Raw genomic sequence first — 22,771 nt, 5'->3', positions numbered from 1 at the left:
GACAGCGTGGGCAGACGAAAATAGACGCCTCGAAAAACTACTGGCACGTAAAGGCTTGAGCTGATTCGCTGTCTGGGTGTGGTAGCGGAGGCGGTGATGGGGACAGCCAAGTTTTCAGACCGGTACGAGGCGCTGAGCACGGCTCGTAATCCGCTTGAGCGACTGGCTGCTGTCGTCGACTTCGAGGTTTTCCGCAGACTTTGGAGGCAGCGTTGCGGCGCAACGCTCGCGGCAAAGGCGGGTGATCGCCGTTCGACCCGGTGTTCATGTTCAAGATCCTGGTTCTGCGGGCGCTCTACCCGCTGTCGGATGACGCGACCAAGTTCCAGATCAAGGATCGCCTCTCGTGCCAGCGGTTCCTCGGCCTTATCACAGCTTCGCTGCAATCAGTCGGTTCTTCAAGGCATTCAAGTATGGCCGATCTGATTGCGTCAGATCGGCCGTTTCCATGCCTCCGTCGTGTTTGATACGCGATCCGGCCGTCGTTCCCCCGCCTGCCGGTCAGGCAAGCGGGGTGCAGCGGCGCGGGATAGCTTCAGAGGTCGAAGCGGAAACCCACCCGGAAGGCGCGGCCCAGCACATCGTACAGCGAGCCATTGGTGCCGACGTTGATGTGAACCGGCCCTAGGATCAGCGGACTGACCCGCGGCGACTGATTGAAGACATTGTCGATCGCCAGGAACAGGGAAGGCTTGCCGGCGACGTCCTGGAACTCATGGGACAGCGTCACATCGGTGTAATAGGCCGCCTTCACATGGTTGTCCTTGACCGTGATTTCCTTCGTATATTTGCCGGCACCGATGAAGCGCTCGCGAAGGTTCAGGGTCGTTCCACCCTGGCGATAGCTGGCGTTGACTAAGCCGCGCCACTTCGGCACGGCCGTGTTTTCCGACATGGTTCCGGCATATTCGTAAACCCTGAAGCCGGTGTCGATCGTGCGGCGGCGCACATGGTTAGCGAGCGCGGAGATGTCGAAAGTGCCCGCGCCGAGGCTGGTCCGATAATTGACCTCGAAATCCAGCCCGGTCGTGCGTTCGCGGCTGAAGTTAATCCCCGGAGTCAGCACTTCGGTAATTAGGTTCGTGGTCGTCGAACGGCTGATGTACTGGCACAGCGACGGACTGGTGCCGTAGCAGCCATCGATCAGGTTCTGTGCTGCAAGGCTGACGATCGCCTGTTTGATCTTGATGTCGTAATAATCCGCCGAGAGGGCGAGGCCGGGTAGCCAGTCCGGCTTGTAGCCGATCCCGACCGACAGCGTGTCCGCGCGCTCGGGACGTAGGTTGCGGTTGCCCACCACCGTGACGAAGGTGGCGTAGGAGGAGTTGGCCACCGGATCGGCAACCGCGAGCGGGAAGGCCTGACCGCCCTGGAACAGGTCGTTCAGATTGGGCGCGCGAATATCACGCGACAGGACGCCACGCAGGCGCCACTCGCGGCTCGCCTCCCAGGTCAGGCCGGCCTTCCAAGTCGTGACGCTGCCGCTCATGCTGTAGTCGGTATAACGCAAGGCGCCATTGAAGCTGACGTCCTGGGCGAACGGCACATCCTTCAGCAATGGCACGACGACCTCGCCGAACATTTCCTTGACCGAGATCCTGCCCGATGACGGCTTGAAGTTGCCGGTGAAGAAGCCGTTTGCAATCGACACGGCGTCGGCTGTCGCCTTGAACGTCTCGCGCCGATACTCCGCGCCGATGACGATCGAGATCGGCCCTGCCCAGGTCGAAACGGGTTCACCCGCGACGGTCCCTGCGACGACATCCTGCTTGATGTCGATCGCCTGCCGCGCCGTTCCGAACACATAGGCGCGCGCCTGATCTGACGCCGGAACCGCGCCAAACGGGTTGAGCGGCGAACAGGCGGGGTCGTCGTTCGACGCGACGGCATCGGCGTTGACCGCGCAGACGATCGCGCCGTTCGCCAGTTTCACGCCATTGGCCGCCTTTTCGTAGCGTGCGGCAATCGGGTTATTGCCGACCTCGGAGACGATGCGCGACACCCCGTGCTGGTAGTAACCGTTGAAATTCCAGCCGCCGACATCTGCCTTGAAGCCCGCAAGATAGCGTTCCATTTCGCGGGTGTTGCGTGCGGCCAGCTGACCGAACTTGATATTGCTGCTTCCGTAGCGGAAGCCTGTTTCGCCTGCGGCGACCAACGCGTTGCGCACGGCCGGATCGAGATAGGCGTTGTCCGCGGAAAGAGCGAGGTTGCCGAAGCGATTGTAGGACACCGATAGATAGTCGGCTTCCGAGCGGCCATAACCGACTTCACCGAAAATCTCGACGGCATCGGTCAGCTCATAAGACACATGACCAAAGGCGCTGTAATTCTTTGTCGGGATCGAAATTTCGATGCGGCCGCCTTGATCCTCGCCCGATCCTCCCAGCGATTGTAAACCGGCGACATAACCGAAGTCGAACAATGTCGGCAGGGCTAGGCCATCGGGCCCGAACTGCGTGCCGCGGAGCGGCCCGGCGGTGATCAGGCCGTTGTCGGTCGCGCTGGCGAGGCCGACATTGCGTGCCACCATATATTGTGGCGCACCGTTGGCTGGAGTGTAGCCGGGGTTCAGGATGAGTTTCGACCCGCTGTACCAGCCGCGATCCTGCGCGCGAGCGCGGCCGGAATCGCTATACTGGCCCGAGACGACGATGTGGCCGCGGCCGTCGGCGAATGCCATGCCACCGCTCAGTTCGGCCTGGAAGGTCGATCCGTCGCCTTCTTGCGTGATACCCTTGGAAATCTTCCCCTTTAGCCCTTGATAGCGATCGTCGAGGACGAAGTTGACGACACCCGCGACAGCATCCGAACCCCAGGCGGCGGAAGCGCCGCCGGTGACGACGTCGACACGCTTGATCAGAGCGGTGGGCAGCAGGTTGACGTCGACCGCCCCCGTGAGCGTTGATGCGACGACGCGACGACCATCCAGCAAGGCGAGGGTGCGGTTGACGCCCAGATTACGAAGATTGAGCAGGTTGGCACCAGCGGTGCCGCCATTGGTGGTACCGTTGTTGTTGCGAGGGCTGACCGAACCTGACAGGGCCGGCAACTGGTTGACGAAATCTGCCAGGCTGGCCGGCTGCGCTTGGTTCATATGCTCGAGCGAAAGGATCGTCGTTGGTGTCGGCGCGGTATAGCCGGTGCGGTTCGTGCGCGTCGCCGTGACGACGATGGCGCTTTCCTCATCCGCTTCGGCTGTTTCGACGCTCTGCGGCGCGCGGGACGTATCATTGATTTGAGCGTTTGCAGGCGCCGTAATCCATATCGCAGCGAGAGCGGCGGACGATTTCAGGATGTTGAGATGGCTTGCCATTTTTCCCTCTTGTAGCAATTATTATTAGTAAGATATATTATCATATGTATTTTATCGTGATGATTACTATCAACCATCTAATTATTTCGAATAAGTCCGGTTAAATGATGACAATTTATATACTCTAGGAACTGCTGATCCGGCGCCAATACCGAGACTTCATGGTAAAGTCTTAAATCCATCTGAAAATTTAGTTTGCCGGCCATCTGAAGAAAAGCTTCGAAGATCGCGACATGCGTCTTGTGGCTTTCGGCCCAGGTTTCCATGTCGCGCAGGGACCGCCAGTAACTCAGGCCAAAGCTTTTCTGCTGATCGCGGTGCCGCATATAGCGGTTGCTCCAACAACCGATACTGCCCCCGTCGGTCGTCAGGAACCGCATGCCGGCATCGAGCACGGGTTCGATTTCGCTTAGATAGATCTCGCGCTCGGCATCGCGGGTCGCTTCCCAATCCTGTCCCGAGCGGATCACCGCAAGGTTGCGGAGCCCATCCACGCGGATGCGCCGGCCGACGGTTTCGGCGGGCGGCTCGGACCGCGTGGCGGCACCATCGAGCGGATCGACCTGGGCCGCCGGAATCCTGTCCCGCATCGAACCCCAGTAGGAATGCTCCTGAATCTCTTCCAGATCGAGCCCGCCCATGGCGATAGCCACCCCTTCTGGATGGCTCGGGTTCGAAAAAAGGGTCTCGAAGCGATCATTGGTCGGGAAGAAGATCTCGCGGAAATAACCGGGGCCATCGCCTAGGCGGTCGCCGCTCTCCCACCAGCCGGCGACATCATTGCGCGCGCGCCACAGGCCGAACGCTGCCGGATCGCTCCAATAGGCGACCGCCACGAGCGTTTCATAATCTGCGATGTCCTTGAAGCTCGCCTGATCGACATGGCCCGCAGCGTGATCCCCTTCCAGCATGGCACATATGCCGCTGAAGCCCGCTTCGGCGCGCGAACGCAGGTCGGCGTCGGCATATTGGACGCCGAAGTAGGCCATCACGACCTGTGGCCGGCCGGGCTGCCCCTGTACCATCCACGCGGGATAGGGGGGCTTGAACCCATCGGGGCAGCTGCGCGGGCAGGAGCGAGGCTTTTGCAGCTCAAAGGGAATCGCGGATTTCATCGCGCTATTCGCTCCCTTCCAGCGGTTCGGGCACGGGGAATTCCGATAGACTGGCGCGGCCGGCGTCGGTCATGCCGTTCGCATATCGCCCCGAGCGGTTCGGTGCTTCGGCCCATTCGACGCAGGATGTCTGAGCAGGGTTGAACAGCAGCCGCATGACATCGGGTCGTGCGTAATGCCCGACGGGATCTCCACCGGCCTTGGCGAACGGGATCATGCCGAGGTCGATTTCCGCCATCACCAGTCCTTCTTCGTCGGGCGCAAGCGGCTGCGCGAGCGGCCGGCCGTCTGGACCCCAGATCATGGCGTGTCCACCACCCGCGCTGAGCAGTTCGGCCTTGGCTGGCGTGTCGCAGAGCTGCTCGATCATCGCCGGCGAAATCACGGCGCAGGGGGCTACGACGAAGCATTGGCCCTCGACGGCATAAACCTGGCTGAGGGCGTTGTTGACCTCTGGGCCCAATGCATAGGCCTGGTTGGGATAGAGAGAGAAGCTGGGCCACGCGCCGACGTGAACCGCCTCGCTCTGCGCGAACATCGCATATTTGGTGAGGGGGTTTACATGTTCCCAGCAACACAGGGCGCCAAGCCTGCCGAGTGCGGTGTCATGGACCTTGATATCGCTGCCGTCGCCCTCGCCGAAGATGGTGCGCTCGATCAGAGTGGCTTTCAGTTTCCGGCGCGCCGCGACGATGGTGCCATCGTCTGCGATGATAAGCTGCGCGATGTAAAGCGACCCGCCGCTGCGCTCGCTGAAACCAAGCACGACCCAGATCTTGTTGGCCTTCGCCGCTGTTGCAATCCGCTGGACCTCCGGGCCGTCGATGGTCATGCAGTTCGCGGCATGAACGCCAACGTAGCGCATCGTCGCCGCTGGGGCATCGAGCCAGGCCCAGAAGGGATATCCGGGTATCCAGCATTCGGGAAAGCCGATGAGTTGCACCCCCTTGCGCGCAGCCTCCTCGATCAGGGCAATCGTCTTCTCGACGCCCCTTTCCAGATTGAGATATTCGGGCGCCGCCTGTACGGCCGCGGCGGTGAACACTTGCTTGATCGCTGGACTGGAATCACGCATCGGCTTCTCGCTGATCTCCTTGGGCATCCCCCGGCCGATCGTGATCAGCTGGGCAGATGCGAGTCCTGAAATTTTGCTGAATTTTTGCTGGAAACCCCGACACTATTCAGTTCATCATATTGGGTCGATGCTGCGGTGATCCGTGGCGCAAGCTTGGGATCCGTCGCAATGACCGTTGGGTATCCAGCATATAGGGAACAGGCGCTCGGCTCGTGGTTGCCAGTGCACGAATCCTGGACTCACAGTGCACCGGTCGTAGCGCCCCAGCATCCCGGAACGCTCCTGGCTCTTTCGCCCGCAGAGGCGGACCATCGTGTTGATGAGTGGGGCCGCGGCATCTCCGAGCTGTTCACCGACCTGAAGTTCGAAGCGGTAGAGCCCACAACCTTCGGGGGCAGGATCGAGACGATCCGCAGGGGTGATCTTTTGGTCTCACATATCGCGGCGGATGCTCAGCGCGTGCGTCATGATGAGGATGACGCCCGACCGCTGGAACGCTTCTTCCTCAACGTCCAACTGGAAGGCGCCGGCGCGGTCGACAGCGAACGGGGCGAGGTTCGCCTGGCGATTGGCGATTGTGTCCTGATTGATCCTAACCAGTCCTATGTCCTGGACTTCGAATCACGCTTTCGGCAGCTCTGCATTCAATTGCCCGACTGGTGGTTGCGCGAGCGGCTGCGGATGGCGCCCGAACGTGTCATGGGTGTACCGATCAGCCTGCAGCGCGAGGGCGGAACCGTGCTGCGCGCGGCGCTCGAAGCGATCATCAATCTGCCGTTGAACGACAACGGGTCCGCCCCGGAGCTGGTCGAATTGTTCGGTGATGCGATGGCCCGGATATTGCGGATCACGGCGCAAGCGGATCATTATCGGCCGCCGCCGCCGATGGAGCAGGCATTTTTCGCGCGACTGCGCCAATTCATCAGCGAGAATTTTCGAGACGAAGCTGTCTCTCCCGCTTCGGTTGCATCGGCCCTCGGTTGTTCGGTGCGTTACGTTCATAAGACGTGCAACAGCCACGGAACGACCTTCGGCCGGCTGTTGATAAACACGCGACTAAAGGCTGCGGCCCAAGCGCTGGTCATGGCTGCGAAGCGGGATCGCGTCAGCACCATTGGCTATGATTCGGGCTTTGCGGACAGCTCCCATTTCTCGCGTGTCTTCCGGCAAAAGTTTGGTGTTTCACCGAAGCGCTACAGGGAAATGACGGCGCGTCCTTCCGCAACGGAATGATCCGGCCGGCCGATTGGCGGCACCGCCGAAGAGCCCGATGCGAATGAATGACTTTGTGCAGCAAATGTGATGTCCTGCCGATGCGCGCCAGCGCGATGAGCTTCACCGCGTCGAAGCCGATGGCGCCGAGTTGCACCGCCTGCGTCACCGCGTCGGTGACGACGGCGAGCGGCAGGGCTTCCCGCTGGAGCTTGAGCAGGCGTCGCTCGTCGCGCGCTTCCATCAGCTGGTTGACCAGCGAGGCGGCGGTCGTGAAGGCGACGGTGAAACCCTTCAGCGCGAACACCTTCGCCGCCTCCCGTCGGCTGTGACCTTCCACGAACACGAAACGCCGTACGGCCGCGTAGCTCTCCAAGCCAAACATCCCCGCCGCCCCAAAGCGGGCAGCTTACCACCTGGCAAATTTTCTCTCCGCCGCACCCGCTCCTATGCCGGCGCTCCCGTGGCCGACTTTGTCACCGCCCTACACACTTGCCGATGCCGCCTGCACCGAACATGCGATCGAGATCATTCCCGCTGTCCATTGCGCTCCAGCGTGCTTCCTGCTCGTTCTGATCCAGCGTTACGGGATTGCGCCGGTAGTTGCGCGGCAGCACGCCAAAATAGCGCTGGAAGGCCACGGTGAAGCTCTGCTGATAATCATAGCCGACCGCTTCGGCCACGCGGGCGATCGACATGTCGTTGCGCCGAAGCAGATCCCGCGCATGACGCATCCTGATATCGTGCGAGAAGGCGAAGATGCTCTGGCCGAACAGTGCTTTGAAACCGTCCTTCAACTTGGTCGGGCCCAAACCGACGTCCCGCGCCAGCTCCTTCAGTGATGGTGGCGGTATCGTCCCGCGGATCAGCCGTTCACGCACCAAATGGATCTTGTCGAAGTCGCGGTCGGACAGCCGCGGCACGACCGCGCTGTCGTCTTGGGCTGCCTCGAGGATCGCAAGTATCTCCGCAACGAGGATCAGAACATACCCCTCCGCTTCGACCAACCGCCGGGTCGAGGTGAAGTGCGATCGCGCCAGATCATGCGCTAGTCGCGTTAATCGAGGATAGAGAGGCACACGGAGCAAAAACGGCTCGACGCCCCCCTCGTCGAGCGCTGCTGCTGTCCGTCGTCAGAACATTTGGCGCGGCTCGCGCCGTATTTTCCGAAGAGCCACGGCAGGCCGCGGGTGGATGATCGGCGGGTGCTGAGCGGGATCATCTTCATGAACCGCAACAGGCTGCGCTGGCGGGACGCGCCGAAGGATTACGGGCCACACAAGACGCTATACAACCGCTGGAAGCGGTGGGGTGAGATGGGCGTTTTCATGCGGATGATGGAGGGGCTGTCTTCTGCGGGCGCCGAGCGCCGAACGGTGATGATCGACGCGACTTATCTGAAGGCGCACCGCACGGCATCGAGCCTGGCGGTAAAAAGGGGGACCTCGGGCGTCTGATCGGCCGCACCAAAGGCGGCATGAACACCAAGCTCCATGCGATTACCGATGCAACGGCCGTCCCTTGAGCTTCTTGATGACCGCCGGCCAGGTCAGCGATTACATTAGTGCAGCGGCTCTGCTCGACGAGTTGCCGAAGGCGCAATGGCTGCTCGGCGACCGGGGCTACGACGCCGACTGGTTCAGGGACGCGCTGCAGGAGAAAGGCATAAAGCCCTGTATTCCTGGCCGTAAATCGCGCAACGAACCTATCAAATACGACAAGCGCCGGTATTCATCGTTACGGGTAGGGGCGGCGACGGTGTCGGCCTTGAACTGGAATAGGTGCCAAGTTTCAAAAGCTGGTGATGGACTGTTGGCGCCTTCTGGTTCTTGGTATGCCCATGGGAACCGAAGACGATAGCGAGTTGGTGCGACGCCTGTTCGCACTCCTGACGATGAAGCTCGAGGATGCGGCGACCGAGGCGGTTGAAGGGCAGGGGGCAAACCAGCAACTGACCTTCCACATTGCGCGAGCAGAGAACGTGGCTGCGCTGTGCCGCGAAGCCCAGGCCCTTGCTGAAACGATCGTGACGATCGCGAACGCTATAGGTGGGCTTAGTCGATGAGCCTTCCAGCAGGCACGCCGAAGGGCGCCGCCAGTTTCTCGACGACCTGTACCGTGGGATTACGCGCCCCACGTTCGATATCGCTGACATAGGTGCGATGGATGCCGGCCTCATCGGCATAGACCTCCTGGCTCCAGCCCTTCGCCTCGCGAAGGCGGCGCACATTATGTCCCAGGCGCTTGCGTATATCCACGCCGAGACACAGACACCCGTGTCGACGATCAATCTACAGACAATCAGTGACATTTCGGTTGACTGGCACGCCTTTCCGAGCATTGGTCATGTCACTCATCGGCGACGGCACATGTGGAACTCGTCGCCCAAAGGGTATTGGGGCGACAGGCGTTGAATCGAGACGTCGCCCGCGGACCGGGGGACGTGATCGTAATGGACAGCTGGCAAGCCGACACCGTCACTGTGAAGCGCATGACCTACCAGCAGGCGCTGTCCTGGGTGGAGCACCATGGCGGCCTGGTCGACGTTCAAAGCTGCTTGATGACTCTCCGGCATCTGGAAATCATTCGAGACGAGACGCGTGTTGAACGCTTTTCGCGCGAGACGGGCGTGGAAGTGACCGATCAGAACCGGGAGGCCGTCATCGCCGCCCTAACCTGGGTGGAAAAGAACGCCGTTTGACGCTCGCTGCGGTAGCTCAAGTGCCGCCTTCGGCGTCAGCCACCAGAAGCCCTTCGAAGGCGGGCGTGCGCCGTGTCGATAGACTGCCCGACAGCGTTACCAATTTTCCGACGTCTATTGCCGCCGGATGAGGCACTCCGCGCTCGATCTCCCCACATAAGGGAGATGGATACCGCTCCCTCTCATTCCACTTGCAGTTCAGCCGCAAGCTGAGCATGTCAGTCCCGCTCCCGCGACACTCGGGAGTGGGGCCTAGTAACCTCCAACGCAAAGCACCTCGGTCGAGATTTCGGCCGGGTGGCATACGCGCATTCTCTCGTTGCGGTGGTCAAGAGGGGATATCGCTCATCGCCACATAGTCAGACCCTCCTTTGCCTGATGGTGCGCGTTCGCTGACAGGATTCGCTATTCTCTTCGAGGTCGTTCCGGCCGTTGGTTAGGTCCTCTTCTGGAGGAGCGAGCCGGATGCCGTCAGTTTGGGGTTCTTCCACGAGTGGCGCCTTCATATGTCAACAACGTCATGATCGCCCATTGGACGGTCTGACAATACGCGTACATCAAGGTCGCCTCCCCGCCGTTCCTGCAGGTAACGCCTGAGCGGGTTCAGACCGCCCGCCCAGGTTCCGCTGGTGTCGGACGATTAGCTGGTCGCCGCGGCAGGAGCCGCAGGTTCCATGGTCGCCTTGCCCCAGCGAAAGACGCTCTGGTCACGCCAGATCCTGTACATGACGGTGGCGAGCTTGCGGGCCACGGCCACCTTCGCCTTGTTGAAGCCGATACGATTCACAAGCCTCACGCCCCAGGCTTTCAACGTCGACCAGCGCTTGACGCTGACGAGCAGGACCGTGGCGGCCTGTACCAGATGCAGGCGCATGCCGACATCGCCGCGCTTGCTGATGCGGCCGTGGCGATCCTTCTCGCCGGATTGCTGCCGACGCGGCGTCAAACCGAAATACACGCCCACATCGGCGGCGGTCTTGAAGCGCGATGGATCATCCACCGCGGCACGGAACGCCAGCGCTGTGATTGAGACTACCCGAATCGTCACGAGCTTCCGGCAGATTGGCTCAGTCGCCGCAATAGCCTCAAGCCGTGCATCGGCATCGGCGATATGCCGCGCGAGCACCCGATGCACATCAAGCAATGGTAGCAGCAGAGCCTTGATCTGGATCCCTATGTCCTGCGCATGCGTTAGGGCATCGACCACCCTGTCACGGAAGGTCTCTGCACCGACATTGCCGCGGGCCACCACAAAGCCAAACGGCTTCAGCAGGCCGCAAAGCTCGTTCTCGAGGTCGACACGCTGCTTGACCAGCCGACCTCGGGCGGCAAGCTGCACCCTCAATTCCTGGCTGGCCTGCTCCCTGACATGGACGATGTTCATCCAGTCGGAACCCATGCGGAGCAGTTCCGCCAGGCCACGCGCATCGTTGCGGTCGGTTTTGTGCCGCTTCAGCGACAAGGCCCGATGGGCATGCACCGCATCCATGCAGACCACATCGAAGCCCATTTTGCGCAAACCATGATAGAGCCATGCGGCCAGGCTCCCCGTTTCCATTCCCAGCTTCAGCGGACCGTCGAGCCGCTTCTGCAAATAGCGACCGATCTCGAACGGGTCGGTCTTCGCTTGGCCTTCCAGAACAACCTGGCCCTGCTCATCCACAACGCAGATGCTCGTGCTGCGCTGGCTGACATCAAGACCTACACTGAAAAGCGCTTCATGCTGGATCACATCCGCCGGCTCGACTTTCATCGCCATGGAGAGCCTCCGATTTCTGCGGTGACTTCGGCGAGTCGTGCATCGCACCCTCGCAACTGGCAGCCTCTTTCAGCCGCATCCCCACCCCAACGACCCTATTTGTCCAGCCGGCAACGGTAAAGGCGTATGCGCTCTGAGCTTTGCCAGGGTTTACTAGCATTCTCTAGCTGAGGTCCCCCGGTTGGGAGTGCGGGGCAACGCCGTCGCGATAATCAGATCATGCCTTGGCCTTTCGAGCAAGAGCTGGGGTGATCTTCCCGGAGTGCAACAGTCTCTTCGGGGTCGTGCGGTGGATCGAGAGCCATGTGGTTCGCACGCCTCAATATGGGCGCTCGTATCGAAGGGTGGGGCTCCATCAACCGTAGCTCAGGGTCGTTACCGCCCTAATGTTATAACCGAAGTCCCCGATCCCTCCGCCTCCCGGGAGGATCTGTCCAGCCGTTCTCACGGTGGAACTGGTCAGGCCCGCGCTGCTTGCATCATCTCCCGATGCGCAATGACGGTATCGGCCTTGAACTGGAAGTGGGTGCCATCACGCCATAGCCCGAACATGATGATGGCGAGTTTGCGGGCGACAGCGATGCGCGCCTTGTGGAAGCCGATCTTCTTCGACAGCCGCACACCCCAGTCCTTGAGCGAGCTGAAGGTCCTGGTCCCCGACATCATCACGGTCGCAGCGTTGACGAGATGGGTACGGGTGAGCCGGTTGCCCATCTTGCTGATCGAACCCCGAAACAGGCTCTCGCCCGACTGATAGATACGTGGCGTGAGGCCAAGGTATGCCGCGACGTCATCGGAACGCCGGAAGCGCGTCGGCTCCTCGATCGCGGTGAAGAAGGATAGCGCCGTGATCGCGCCCACGCCCGGGATCTCCATGAAACGCCGGCACACCGGGTTCTGCCTGGCCAGCATCTCGAGCTCGGCTTCGATCCGCTCGGCATCGGCGTGAAGACGGGCGCAAAGGTCGAGGATGGGAATGATGCGCGGACGCAGGTTGATATCGTCATTGTCCTGGATCTGCAGGAGCTGCTCGATGACCCGCTCCCGGAATGTCGCCGGCACCTTGGCGCCGGCTTCGACGCGACCGCCATAAACCCGCAGCAGACCGCGGATCATCGCTTCATTGGCAAGCCGCTGCTGGACAAGCCGCTGGCGCATGATCAACTGGGCACGGATCTCGAAGCAGGCCGCGCTCTTCACATAGACCTCGGTTAGATATTCGCGGCCGGTGCGGGTAATCTCGGCGATGCCGCGCGCATCGTTGGTGTCGGTCTTGTTGCGCTTGATCGACAGCACCCGGTGAACCTGCAACGCATCGAGTATAGCGACCTGAAATTTCTGCCGGCGAAGATGTGTCGCCAGATAACCAGATGTTCCTCCAGACTCCAATCCGATGCACACAACATTGGAAGTAAAATTCTTCCGCAGATAGCGACCAATCTCCGTTGGGTCGGATTTCATCGAACAGCAGTGGATAACTCGACTTTCTGCGTCGATCACGCAGACTGAAGTTGACTTCAGTCCGACGTCGAGCCCTACCTCACCGTCGTCGACCGCCCCGGCAGGTCATGATCATCGCGGCCGCGTTCTGCTCCGCCACCGATGATCATGCTGCCGGGCTTGGCGGCCGACGACCTACTCGGCCGCCTCGGCGTCGAGGACCTCTCTCGATCGCTCCCGTATGACCTCCTCGAAGCTCTTGCCGCTGTCGGCATGGATCGCTTGTCTGCCCGTCATCTGCTGCCAGCGTACGATCGCGACATCGACATAGCCGGGATCGAGATCGATGCCGCAGGCTATCCGCCCCGTCGCCTCGGCAGCGATCAGGGTCGTGCCCGATCCGATGAACGGATCGAAGACGAGATCACCGCGCTGGGTTACGTCCTGGAGAGCATCAGCGACCAGCTCGACAGGTTTCGGCGTTGGATGATCGCCAAGAGCCTTGCCGGCAGACGAGCCCTTCCGGTTCGCACCCGGATAGGTCCAGACATTCGTCCGATTACGGCCGTTCTTGCCCAGCAGGACATTGTTGGTCGCAGACGACGCCTCGGTGCAGAAAACGACCACCTCCTCATAGGCCGAGCGATACAGGCTTCCCATACCGCCGCTGCCCTTGTTCCAGATCGTCTTGTTGATCCGGTGTAGGCCGGCATCGCGCCCGGCGAACATCAGCAGGTCGATCTGTCTCCAGTCCATGCAGGCGAAGATCACGGCACCTGGCGACGCATGCTCCTTGCAGCGCTGGAGATAGCCGCCAAGGAAGGCGCGGAAATCCTCGTCGGACATTTCGCCGACGCCCATGGCGAAGTCCTTATGCTTCTTCTTGCCCAGGCCGCTGACCACGCCTTCGATCTTGATGTTGTAAGGCGGGTCGGAGAAAACGCAGTCGATCTGCCGGCCGGCCAGAAGCGCTTCGTAGCTTTTAGCGGCGAGAGCATCGCCGCACAGCAGACGGTGCTGATCGAGCGCCATATATCGCCGAACGCTGACACAGGGGCGGAGGGTTGGGCGGAATAGCTTTATCAAGGCCTGCCATCCCCAATTCCTGCCCCAGGATGAGATCGAGTTCTCCCGGCGCGAAGCCGGTTAGGTCGATATCCAGATCGCCGATCTTGAGCTCTTCGAGCTCGACCGACAGCTCGTCCAAATCCCATTCGCCGGTTTCCTGGATGCGGTTAAGGGCGATCCGCGCGAGGCGAAGCTCTTCGGTCGACAGGTGGTCGATGATTACGCACTCGATATCCGGCAGCCCCATGCCTCGCGCTACCTCGACGAGGATGTGGCCATCAATGATCTTACCATCGGGCGAGATGATGATTGGCTTCACCATGCCCAGCCGCGAGACGGAGCGGGTGACCCGCTCGAGCTGCTCGGGCGAGGTTCGCCGGGCGCGGCGATCGGCATCCTTCAGACGGTCTAACGGCCAGCGCTCGGAGCGGAGCTTCGGGGTTGGGTCATTCCGGGCGACAGCCGCATGGCTATCCGCCTTTACCCGTGCCGCATTGCCTTTCAGTCGCCGTCGGTTGCGCTCTTGAAGCTGAGTTTTCAGGCTGGTTGGTAGGTTAGCGGGGTCTCGATCAGCCATGAACTGACCTCCTATGAAACGGGAAATCAGCGCCCAGCTCCATTGAACGAAACTGGGCGCTAAGAGGTGTCAGCGACTAGACGGCCGTTTCCTCCGGATCGTCATCTTCCTTGCAACGTTTCTCGCCATCGGGCGCCTTGGAATCGTCGTCTGCCGGGTCGTATGAGATCCTCTCAATCTCCGGCAGACCACCTTCGACGATGATCCGAATTGGCTCTCCGGTGCGCCCTTCAAGGGTCGCCAAATTGGCTTTCTCGACCAGTTTCAGCAGAAGGTTGATAGCTTTCTCGTCGCCCGTCAGAGCCTTCTGGTAAAGCTGATTGACCAGAATCTCCAAAGCACTCATCTGCATCTTTCGCCCACCTATTGAGGTAGGGAGCTTCTTCCGCGAAGCGCGCAGGACGATTTCAAATAGGGTGATTAGATTTGGGTCATCCGTTGATTTTTTAGGCCTCCCCTTAGAGCCTGATTCAAAATTATCGGGCGTAATTTCCTAGCTTTGCGATTCTTCGTGTGAAGAGCTGGATTGAAGCGATGAAGAGCCATGCGGTTGCGGAAGCGATGGTTTGTTCGAAGTCCTTGGCGAGGCGCCGGTTTCGATTGAGCCAAGCCAGCGTTCGCTCGACGACCCAGCGCCTGGGCAGCACGACGAAGCCTTTTGCCGTATCCGATCGCTTGACGATCTCGACGGTCCATTTGCCGATGCGGCGCAGGGCATCCCTGAGCTTTTCGCCCGCATAGCCACCGTCGGCAAAGACATGGCGCAGCCACGGGAAGCGACGGACGATCTCGGCCAGCACCAACGGCGCGCCATCGCGATCCTGGATATCGGCAGTATGGATCACGGCATGGACCAGATTGCCGTCGGTGTCGGTCAGGATGTGGCGCTTGCGCCCCTTGATCCTCTTCCCCGCGTCATAGCCGCGAGGCCCGCCGCTTTCCGAGGTCTTCACACTCTGGCTGTCGATCACCCCGGCGCTCGGCGAAGCCTCGCGGCCTACAGCTTCCCGCCCGATCAACAGCAGGGCATGATTGAGCGACAGCCACAGGCCGTTGTCGCGCCACAGATAAAACCAGCGCCGCACCGTCGAGACGGGCGGAAAGCACGGCGGCAGCATCCGCCACGGCAGCCCGCCGCGCAGCAAATACAAAATCGCCTCGATAATGCGCCTGAGCGGCCACTTGCGCGGACGTCCCACCGACGAGGGCGGCGGAAAGAAGGGCTCCAGCACCGCCCATTCGGCATCGGTCAAATCGCTTGGCAAAGCCAGTTCTGTACGGGCATATTGCGCCCGAGTGGTATCGGTCCACATCGTCGATCTCCGGAAGTTTGTTGCAAAACCCCTGAATCAACGACTGGCGCTAGCGTCAAGCTAACTTGCTGATACCACTCAACTTAATTTCGGATCAGGCTCTTAGGGTTGCCAGACATACCCTTACGAAACCGATTTTTCTTGGGTGGCTTGCCATACCCGACTTCATATTTCTTCGCTGTTCGATCGACCATGATGGGGTTCCCCCTAATATGTGTCCCGCTCAAGCGTTAGCGGACTGTCTTCCGGTCGACCCAGAAGTGTCTGCCGAGCGTGGCGGTCGAGGGGGCCCTAAACTGATTCGAACGCTATTCAGCGGGGGGCAAAAGGCTGGTTTTTGCCCCCATCCCTTTCGGGATCAACCGGACTCGCTTCCTATTATGACGTCTGCGCAAATGGTCGCTGATGGTGTCCAAATTGTCGCTATGCGGCATACCCATGCCTTCCAGCGCCAGTTGCACGAAGTATGTCAGAGGGCTGTCGGGCTGATGTCCAAAACCCTTCGTCTTGCCCCATCGCCCCTGTTCGAGGTCTAGAATCTCTTTCCAGGCGACTTCCACTCCATCTGCGATCCATCCCACCGGGTCCATATGGTCCTTTTTACTCGGTGATGGAAATAGGAGCTCGTAGTCATCGATCGCCCGTTCGATGGCTTTAAGTGAGGACATTCGCTCTGTTAACGCCGGATGAAACGGAAAGCCGATCTCACCGTCGGTCAATAGCTCATGCTGAAGCTGCAGGTCCCGTTTGATGGCCTCGAGATCTGCTTTCAGCAATTTAGCCCTGTTCGCCGCAGTTCGATAAATCGCAATACGTCTCTTGAGGTCGTCCTGCGAAGCACGTCGCTGTTTACGAACATTGTGATGAGCAACGATGATATTCAAATGAGCGGCTAACGCTTGATACTGAGCCGCAGATGGAAACACGGACCTCTTCGACCAGGCGCACTCGACCCATTCCTTGATCTGAGCGGTTGTTACCGGCGTAAGCGTCTCGATGTCTTCAAGGGCCCGCATATCGATCAATCCCAATCATGGACACTGCCGAGGCGGGGGCAACCCAACCCCTCGAGGCGCAGATGAGTAATGCGATATGGGTGGTCATTTCGGTTCAGCAACCTGTTGAAGTGCGGCAGGTCGTGGCGGGTAATGGGATACTTCCACGCGCGTCGTCGAAAATTCCCGCTCACTTTGGTCTGCCTAGGTCAGGGCCGATTGATGTGAGGGCTGCGATCTGATTCAGGCTCCGTGAGGAGACTGGGTTTGAGTGATCTATATTGGCTGACGGATGAGCAGATGGCGCGGCTCGCGCCGTATTTCCCGAAGAGCCTCGGCAGGCCGCGGGTGGATGATCGGCGGGTGCTGCGGGATCATCTTCGTGAACCGCAACGGGCTGCGCTGGCGTGATGCGCCCAGGGAATACCGACCGCACAAGACATTGTATAACCGCTGGAAGCGGTGGGGCGCGATGGGCGTGTTCAGCCGGATGATGGAGGGTCTGCTCAGAAGGCTGATCCTCAGACCATCATGATCGATGCAACCTATCTCAAAGCCCAACGCACGGCATCCAGCCTTGGGGTAAAAAGGGAGATCTCGGCCGCCTGATCGGGCGCACCAACGGCGGCATGAACACCAAGCTTCACGCCGTCACGGATGCCAACGGCCGTCCTTTGAGCTTCTTCATCACCGCCGGCTAGGTCAGCGATTACACCGGCGCAGCGGCCCTGCTCGACGATTTGCCCAAGGCGCGGTGGATGCTTGCCGACCGGGGCTATGATGCCGAGTGGTTCAGGGACGCGCTTGAGCAAAAGGGTATAAAACCCTGCATTCCGGGCCGGAAATCCCCCTCTTTGCCCGTCAAATACGACAAACGTCGATACAAGCGGCGCAACCGCATCGAGATCATGTTCGGCCGTCTCAAAGACTGGCGGCGCGTAGCAACCCGCTACGACCGCTGCCCAGCCGTCTTCTTCTCCGCCCTCGCGCAGGCCGCCACCGTGCTATTCTGGCTATGATCAGTGAGTCCCCACCCTAACACGAAAAAGGCGGACGATCCGTTATCAGCCACGGTATCCGCAAAACTGATCTTCCAGTCGGAAATCCGGCTGTCCACCTTCTCGATCGCCGCGCCGGCGTGCAAGGCTGCGGCGGTGACATTTGCGGCAGTGGCATCGGACGCAAAGATATCCTTGGCGAGGACCAGCGCAATCTCGGCCTCGGCTTTCGGTTGCAGGACACGCGCGGGATCGAGCATGCCTCCATCTTCGATAAGCATATCGTCGAAGAGGGCCCCGAAGTCAGGCTGGTCGACGCCGAGTCGGACCTGCACGGCCTTGGCGGTCAAGCCCACTTTGCGACCGATGGCGCGCCCCCCATTGGTTTGCCGATGGCGAGTATTGATCGCCTGGATCTGACAGGCGGCTGTGGCATCGGTGGGTTGAAGGATATCGCGCAGCGGCGCAACCTGTCCCCCGACATACGCATTGCAGTGGTCATGCGCCTTCCTCCACCTTGGCTGGTCGCGGCGGGCGTTGATAGATATGCCCCCAGGCGGAATTGCTGTCGTGCGTCAGCACGTGCCAGCTCTCGTCGTCTACCTCCAGACCGCCCCAGCCATATTCGAAGTCGAAACCTGACGGTGTGAGCGGATAGAAGCTCAGCATGTTGTCGTTCGAATGGCGACCGAGAGTGAAGCTGAAATGCGTACCAGCGTCCGCACAACGGTGCATGGCGCGCCCGACATCATCGATCGACATCGTTTCCACCATCAGATGCACGATCTTCTTCGGGACAGGCACCGGCGCCAGGGCGAGCGAATGGTGACGACCATTGCAGCGAAGGAAGCTGATCTCCATTGGCCGGCCGGGCACCACCTCGGTCCGGATATGGTCGGACAGGCGAAAGCCCAACATATCCTGGAAGAAATCCATCATCGCCGGCTTGTCGCGGCAGTTCAGCACGATATGGCCAAGCCCCTGGCGTCCGGTCTTGAACGCCGTGCCCAGCGGGCTGACGAAGGGTATGTTGGTCTTCTGCAGCGGGCCGTAAAAGGCCTCATGCACCGATCCTTCGGGATCGCGGAAGCGGATGAGCCCATGGACGCGTCGATCATGTGCGTCTGGCTGTGCATTCTCAACGGCGACGCCCAGCGTGCGCAGGCGATCGGCGAGATGCACGAGGGTCGCCGCATCGCGGACCTCCCATCCTGCGTAGGCCAGATCGTCGCGCGGGCCTTCGATCAGGCGAATGCGCGTCGCATAATCATCGATCCTCAGGTCTGCTGTGCCGTCGGCCCGATCCGCCCATTGCAGCCCAAGCTGGTCGCAGGCGAAGCTTCGCCAGGCGGCGAGGTCGGAGACTTCGAGGCCGACATAGCCGAGCGCCTGGATCTCGCCGCTCATGCCGCAGCCCCCAGATGGCGTCGGGTCAGCGCCAGGAAGGCCTCCAGCCGTTCCGCCTGCACCCAATGGCCGCATCGGCCGAACATGTGGAGTTCGGCATTGGGCATGGCGCGGGCGAGCCGGATGCCCATGTCGACCGGAATCACCCGGTCTTCCCGGCCATGGAGGACGAGTGCGGGATGCCCAATGCCGGCAACGACCTGCTCGGGCATACCGGACAGGGGCGTGTCGCCAACCTCCACGGGCGCAACCAGCAGCTTGCGCAGTCCCTCCTGCGCGCCGGGAATGAGGCTCGCCTGGTAGCGCTCCTCTACTAGTTCGTCGGTGATGAAGGCGGGATCATAAGGGAAATGCGCCATAGTCTCGCGCATGCATTCGCGGCTCGGCGTGTAGAACCAGCCCGCGCGAAGGCCCGGCGTCATCATGAAGGCGTCGCAGGGTGTACCCATCAGCACGAGCCGGTCGAAGCGGTCGGGAAAGCGGGCGGCCGCGGCCAGGGCCAGCGAACCGCCGAAGCTATTACCGACCAGGCTTGCCTTCTCGATGCCCAGCGCATCGAGGATGGCGATCAGATGCTTCACCCAGGTCTTGATGTCATAGGCGAGATCCGGATTGCGCTCGGTATAGCCGAAACCGGCCATGTCGGGGGCGATCACGCGGAAATCCCCGGAGAGCAGCGGCATGACGCGCCGCCAGTTGGTCCAGGCGGAAACGCCGGGTCCCGAGCCGTGGAGCAGCATCAGGGGCGGGCCTTCGCCGCGCTCATGATAATTGGTGTCGAGGTCGAACGCGCGGAGGCTATTGCCTCTACCGGTTGCGGCGGAATCACCCATGGAGCCCTCCTTTCATGATCCTGTTTGCGTGAAGATCCTGCGTGGATTTTTGGATACGGTTCCGTATTTGAAATGGCCTGGCGTCTGGTGTCGGGCTATGGTTGGGAGGCCAGATCACCCGACAGAGCGGAATTGCCTCAGGTGGATATGGTAAGCCCGCCGTCGGAGAGCAGCATCGCGCCGGTCACGTAGGAACTCTCTTCACGTGAGGCGAGCAGGACATAAAGCGATGCATGCTCCTCGGGGGCAGACACCCTGCCCAGCAGCATATGATCGGCCATGACGGCCATGCGTGCGGGATCGGCGTTCATGGCGTGGCCCCGCTGCCCCAGCGCCGCCGGGCCGGAAATGCCGGTATCGGTCGCCCCCGGCGCGACCCCGTTGACGCGGACATCGGGCGCGAGCTCCCGGGCCAACTGCAGGACGAGACCGCGCAGAGCGAATTTCGATGCGGTATAGAGCGCACCGCCCCCACCCGCCCGGAAGCAGGCGTTCGATCCCGATACGATGACCGAGCCCCGGCTTTGGCGCAGCGCGCCCAGGGCGGCGCGGGCGCCATAGAGCGCGCCCAGCAGATTCACCCCGAAAACCTCCCGATAAGCGGCATGAAGCTGCGCAGGGGACTGCTTCTCGATGCGCTTGTGGAAATCCCAGAGGCCGGCATTGGCGACATAGGCGTCGAGGCCGCCCCATTGCTCGACCGCCGTTGCCACCGCGCTCTCGGCCGTCTCGTAAAGCGATACATCGCCCAGGACGGTCAAGGCGCCTTCGGCATTCAGCGCGGCGACGTCGTCCTGGCTGCGGACGACGGCGGCCACATGCGCGCCCTCGGCCAGGTAGCGCCGGACGATCGCCCGTCCGATCCCGGAACCGGCGCCCGTGACCACGGTGCGATAGCCGGCCAGCCTGCCCATCAAAAGAAGGCCGAGAGATTTTTGGTCAGCACGACCGACTGTGGCAGCAGCACCAGACGCCGAACGAGGTGGAAGCCGCCCTCCACTGCGCGGATCAGGTCGCGCCGCCGTCCGTGCAGCGTGGCCGTGTCATGTTCGGACCGATTGCGATACTGGGTGAAGGTCGAATGCACCTCATATTCCCCGCTTCGCCCGGTCACGAACGCTTCCACGTTCGAGATGATATAGACGTGGCGGGTCGGGGGATCTTCGGTCCAGACCAGCCCGGACGACAGCCGGCCCAGGCGAATGGCGATGTCCGCCTTGGATTCGTCGAACAGCGCCATGTTGTCCGCCGCGATCTCCGGCCGGCTGTCGCGGCGGAAGCGGTTCTCCCGCAACGGCATCCAGTAGAAGAGATCGTCGGCGAGCAGAGCGTACCACTCGTCGAACCGCTCCTCATCCAGCAGCCGCGCCTCTCTGTTGTAAAAGCGCTCGATGCGGGAAAGCGTGTCGTCGTCCACCTCGGCGCCATCGCCGTGCATCGCCAGAAGATGCTGCGCGGCGGCGCGTGCCTCGGCCATCGAGAGGCGCGGATAGGTCGAATAGTCCGGCCTGGTTTCGGCGGCGATGCTCATTCCGCCGCCTCCGCCCTGGCCGAAGGCGGATCGAACGATATGTCCGCCCAGCGGTCGGCATCCATCATCTCAGCCCAGCGCTTGTAGAACAGACGCTGATTGGCGTCGGAAAGCTGGCCGGCGGTCACATGGCCGGGGAGGCCTTCCTCCACCACCTCGCCCTCCGCGCTCATCGCATAGCAAAGGCGCTGGTGGCGGGTGATCCAACCGGCATTGGACTGCGTCGAGAATTCCCAATTTTCGCCATCGTCCATTTCAAGCAGGCCTGACGGCGAGAAGGTTCGCATCGAGCCGCGCCGGAAGCGATCCTTCATCTCCTCCGGCATGCTGCGAGGAACCAGCGTCCAGGCGTGAATCTCGGTCTTCAGCGGCCCCTTCGGCTGAAAGGTGCGGAAGGTGAAGTAACCGGGCAGGAAAGAGAAATTGGGAAAGATGGTCGCCGAGGCGACGGAGCCCCACATCCCGGCACGAAATGTACCGAGGCGCGCGGCGATCGCTTCCTGGCGCGATCGCATATAGCGCAGCAGTTCCCGGTCGCCCATTGTCGCGGCATTGCCCAAGAAGCTGTCGTTGAACTCCCAGCCATGGCCGTTGACCGACACCTGATAGCTGCCGCTGTTCTCCACCTTCACCCCGCCGTGGCGACCGAGCGTGGGATCGGCTCCCCCCAGGTGGGTCCACAGCGCATGGTAGATGTCCCCGACGAAATTATCGGCAGGAAACTTCCAGTTGCAGTTCATCACCGAGCGGGTTGCCCCTCCGGGCAGGAACTCCGTGCCGCCATCCTCGGCGTCGAGCACGGCATCCAGATACCAGCGGAAATCACCCAGCCAGTCCGCCAGCGAAGGTGCCTCATCGTCAAAAGTCGCGAAGACGAGACCCTTGTAGCTCTCGGCCCGGGCCTGCTTCAGTCCCCAATCCTCCATGCGGAAGCCCGGCGTGGCCTTGTACAGCCCGATCTTCGGCATTTTTTTCAACGCACCGTCCAGGCCGAAGGCCCAGCCATGATAGTTACAGGTGAACTGCCGCCCCTGGCCGCTGTCGGCAAAGCAGACGCGGTTGCCGCGATGCGGACATGAGTTGAGGAAGACGTTGATCCGGCCATCGCCCGCGCGCGCGACGATCACCGAATCCTCCCCCATATAGGTCGTTATGAAGCTAGCCGGCGTATCGATCTGGCTCTCATGCGCGACGAACAGCCAGGAGCGTGCGAAGACGCGTTCCAACTCGCGTTCGTAAATGGCCGGATCCCAGAATATGCGGCGGTCGACTGTGCCGAATTCCCAATCGACAAGGTCGCTGGCGTTGCAGGTCTTTAATGTCATACTTGGCATACGGAACCGTATTCTGTAGTTCGCGGGATGTCCAGCGCCGACCGATTGGGCGGCGTGGTCGATCGGATCGGCGCCGTTGCCGGTGCCGGATGGCGAA

General features: G+C 61.2%; 20 protein-coding genes and 5 pseudogenes. 6 read left to right on the top strand and 19 right to left on the bottom strand.

Annotation, left to right across the window (positions count from 1 at the left end):
* Positions 1-96 precede the first annotated feature (96 nt).
* A pseudogene (locus HRJ34_RS17955) lies at positions 97-368 on the top strand (transposase); the annotation flags it as partial.
* Positions 369-535: 167 nt separating this feature from the next.
* Here the strand turns inward: HRJ34_RS17955 and HRJ34_RS17950 are convergent.
* From HRJ34_RS17950 to HRJ34_RS17940, 3 genes are all read right to left on the bottom strand, one after another.
* Complete coding sequence (locus HRJ34_RS17950; RefSeq protein ID WP_053000394.1) at positions 536-3,316, bottom strand: TonB-dependent receptor plug domain-containing protein; 2,781 nt, start codon at positions 3,314-3,316, stop codon at positions 536-538.
* 77 nt (positions 3,317-3,393) lie between these two features.
* The gene (locus HRJ34_RS17945) at positions 3,394-4,431 is read right to left on the bottom strand and encodes a phenylacetaldoxime dehydratase family protein (RefSeq protein WP_047169687.1); all 1,038 of its coding nucleotides are present in this window, start codon (positions 4,429-4,431) and stop codon (positions 3,394-3,396) included.
* A 4-nt stretch (positions 4,432-4,435) separates the two neighbouring features.
* Positions 4,436-5,533, bottom strand: a complete 1,098-nt coding sequence (locus HRJ34_RS17940; protein WP_226948845.1) for a carbon-nitrogen hydrolase family protein — start codon at positions 5,531-5,533, stop codon at positions 4,436-4,438.
* A 141-nt stretch (positions 5,534-5,674) separates the two neighbouring features.
* On the opposite strand from HRJ34_RS17940, the gene HRJ34_RS17935 reads away from it, so the two are divergent.
* Positions 5,675-6,739: a helix-turn-helix domain-containing protein gene (locus tag HRJ34_RS17935; RefSeq protein ID WP_083434632.1), complete on the top strand. Its 1,065-nt coding sequence runs from the start codon at positions 5,675-5,677 to the stop codon at positions 6,737-6,739.
* Between the two features lie 174 nt (positions 6,740-6,913).
* Here the strand turns inward: HRJ34_RS17935 and HRJ34_RS17930 are convergent.
* Positions 6,914-7,013, bottom strand: a pseudogene (locus tag HRJ34_RS17930) (ATP-binding protein); the annotation flags it as partial.
* Positions 7,014-7,194: 181 nt separating this feature from the next.
* Positions 7,195-7,725: a helix-turn-helix transcriptional regulator gene (locus HRJ34_RS17925; protein ID WP_053000395.1), complete on the bottom strand. Its 531-nt coding sequence runs from the start codon at positions 7,723-7,725 to the stop codon at positions 7,195-7,197.
* Between the two features lie 135 nt (positions 7,726-7,860).
* On the opposite strand from HRJ34_RS17925, the pseudogene HRJ34_RS17920 reads away from it, so the two are divergent.
* Both HRJ34_RS17920 and HRJ34_RS17915 read left to right on the top strand, forming a co-directional pair.
* Positions 7,861-8,578: pseudogene (locus HRJ34_RS17920) on the top strand (IS5 family transposase).
* Complete coding sequence (locus tag HRJ34_RS17915; RefSeq protein ID WP_208632048.1) at positions 8,559-8,783, top strand: hypothetical protein; 225 nt, start codon at positions 8,559-8,561, stop codon at positions 8,781-8,783. The pseudogene HRJ34_RS17920 and the gene HRJ34_RS17915 overlap by 20 nt, the downstream one beginning before the upstream one ends.
* On the opposite strand, the gene HRJ34_RS17910 is transcribed toward HRJ34_RS17915, so the two are convergent.
* Positions 8,773-8,976 (bottom strand): helix-turn-helix domain-containing protein, encoded by a 204-nt coding sequence (locus tag HRJ34_RS17910; protein WP_208632047.1) that lies wholly within the window; start codon positions 8,974-8,976, stop codon positions 8,773-8,775. The genes HRJ34_RS17915 and HRJ34_RS17910 overlap by 11 nt on opposite strands.
* A 113-nt stretch (positions 8,977-9,089) precedes the next feature.
* Here HRJ34_RS17910 and HRJ34_RS17905 point away from each other — a divergent pair, with 113 nt between their 5' ends.
* Positions 9,090-9,419: a hypothetical protein gene (locus HRJ34_RS17905; RefSeq protein WP_208632046.1), complete on the top strand. Its 330-nt coding sequence runs from the start codon at positions 9,090-9,092 to the stop codon at positions 9,417-9,419.
* 640 nt (positions 9,420-10,059) lie between these two features.
* Here the strand turns inward: HRJ34_RS17905 and HRJ34_RS17900 are convergent.
* The 7 genes and pseudogenes from HRJ34_RS17900 to HRJ34_RS17875 all read right to left on the bottom strand — a co-directional run bounded on the left by HRJ34_RS17900 (position 10,060) and on the right by HRJ34_RS17875 (position 16,592).
* On the bottom strand, positions 10,060-11,178 hold the full coding sequence (locus HRJ34_RS17900) for an IS110 family RNA-guided transposase (RefSeq protein WP_208632045.1): 1,119 nt from the start codon (positions 11,176-11,178) through the stop codon (positions 10,060-10,062).
* Positions 11,179-11,637: 459 nt separating this feature from the next.
* A pseudogene (locus tag HRJ34_RS17895) lies at positions 11,638-12,705 on the bottom strand (IS110 family transposase); the annotation flags it as partial.
* A gap of 108 nt (positions 12,706-12,813) precedes the next feature.
* Complete coding sequence (locus tag HRJ34_RS29245; protein WP_226948844.1) at positions 12,814-13,650, bottom strand: DNA-methyltransferase; 837 nt, start codon at positions 13,648-13,650, stop codon at positions 12,814-12,816.
* Complete coding sequence (locus HRJ34_RS29240) at positions 13,601-14,263, bottom strand: ParB N-terminal domain-containing protein (protein ID WP_226948843.1); 663 nt, start codon at positions 14,261-14,263, stop codon at positions 13,601-13,603. Before HRJ34_RS29240 ends, HRJ34_RS29245 begins: the two co-directional genes overlap by 50 nt.
* Before the next feature lie 76 nt (positions 14,264-14,339).
* Positions 14,340-14,753: a DUF5681 domain-containing protein gene (locus HRJ34_RS17885; protein WP_226949210.1), complete on the bottom strand. Its 414-nt coding sequence runs from the start codon at positions 14,751-14,753 to the stop codon at positions 14,340-14,342.
* Positions 14,740-15,576 (bottom strand): IS5 family transposase, encoded by an 837-nt coding sequence (locus tag HRJ34_RS17880; protein WP_208631555.1) that lies wholly within the window; start codon positions 15,574-15,576, stop codon positions 14,740-14,742. The genes HRJ34_RS17885 and HRJ34_RS17880 overlap by 14 nt, the downstream gene beginning before the upstream one ends.
* 308 nt (positions 15,577-15,884) lie before the next feature.
* Complete coding sequence (locus HRJ34_RS17875) at positions 15,885-16,592, bottom strand: hypothetical protein (protein ID WP_208632043.1); 708 nt, start codon at positions 16,590-16,592, stop codon at positions 15,885-15,887.
* Between the two features lie 246 nt (positions 16,593-16,838).
* On the opposite strand from HRJ34_RS17875, the pseudogene HRJ34_RS17870 reads away from it, so the two are divergent.
* Positions 16,839-17,590, top strand: a pseudogene (locus tag HRJ34_RS17870) (IS5 family transposase).
* On the opposite strand, the gene HRJ34_RS29560 reads toward HRJ34_RS17870, so the two are convergent.
* From HRJ34_RS29560 to HRJ34_RS17840, 6 genes are all read right to left on the bottom strand, one after another.
* Positions 17,521-17,919: a hypothetical protein gene (locus HRJ34_RS29560; RefSeq protein WP_208632042.1), complete on the bottom strand. Its 399-nt coding sequence runs from the start codon at positions 17,917-17,919 to the stop codon at positions 17,521-17,523. The pseudogene HRJ34_RS17870 and the gene HRJ34_RS29560 overlap by 70 nt on opposite strands.
* 148 nt (positions 17,920-18,067) lie before the next feature.
* Entirely contained in the window at positions 18,068-18,976 is a 909-nt protein-coding gene (locus HRJ34_RS17860; protein ID WP_208632041.1) for a VOC family protein, read from the bottom strand.
* On the bottom strand, positions 18,973-19,809 hold the full coding sequence (locus HRJ34_RS17855) for an alpha/beta fold hydrolase (RefSeq protein WP_208632040.1): 837 nt from the start codon (positions 19,807-19,809) through the stop codon (positions 18,973-18,975). The genes HRJ34_RS17860 and HRJ34_RS17855 overlap by 4 nt, the downstream gene beginning before the upstream one ends.
* 137 nt (positions 19,810-19,946) lie before the next feature.
* On the bottom strand, positions 19,947-20,723 hold the full coding sequence (locus HRJ34_RS17850) for an SDR family NAD(P)-dependent oxidoreductase (protein WP_208632039.1): 777 nt from the start codon (positions 20,721-20,723) through the stop codon (positions 19,947-19,949).
* Positions 20,723-21,340 (bottom strand): 3-phenylpropionate/cinnamic acid dioxygenase subunit beta, encoded by a 618-nt coding sequence (locus tag HRJ34_RS17845; RefSeq protein WP_208632038.1) that lies wholly within the window; start codon positions 21,338-21,340, stop codon positions 20,723-20,725. Before HRJ34_RS17845 ends, HRJ34_RS17850 begins: the two co-directional genes overlap by 1 nt.
* Complete coding sequence (locus HRJ34_RS17840; protein WP_226948842.1) at positions 21,337-22,566, bottom strand: SRPBCC family protein; 1,230 nt, start codon at positions 22,564-22,566, stop codon at positions 21,337-21,339. Before HRJ34_RS17840 ends, HRJ34_RS17845 begins: the two co-directional genes overlap by 4 nt.
* Between the last annotated feature and the right edge of the window lie 205 nt (positions 22,567-22,771).

The sequence above is a fragment of the Rhizorhabdus wittichii genome (genome assembly GCF_017607425.1).
In the GTDB taxonomy this organism is placed as follows: domain Bacteria; phylum Pseudomonadota; class Alphaproteobacteria; order Sphingomonadales; family Sphingomonadaceae; genus Rhizorhabdus; species Rhizorhabdus wittichii.
This window is presented reverse-complemented; position numbering and strand designations above follow the sequence as displayed.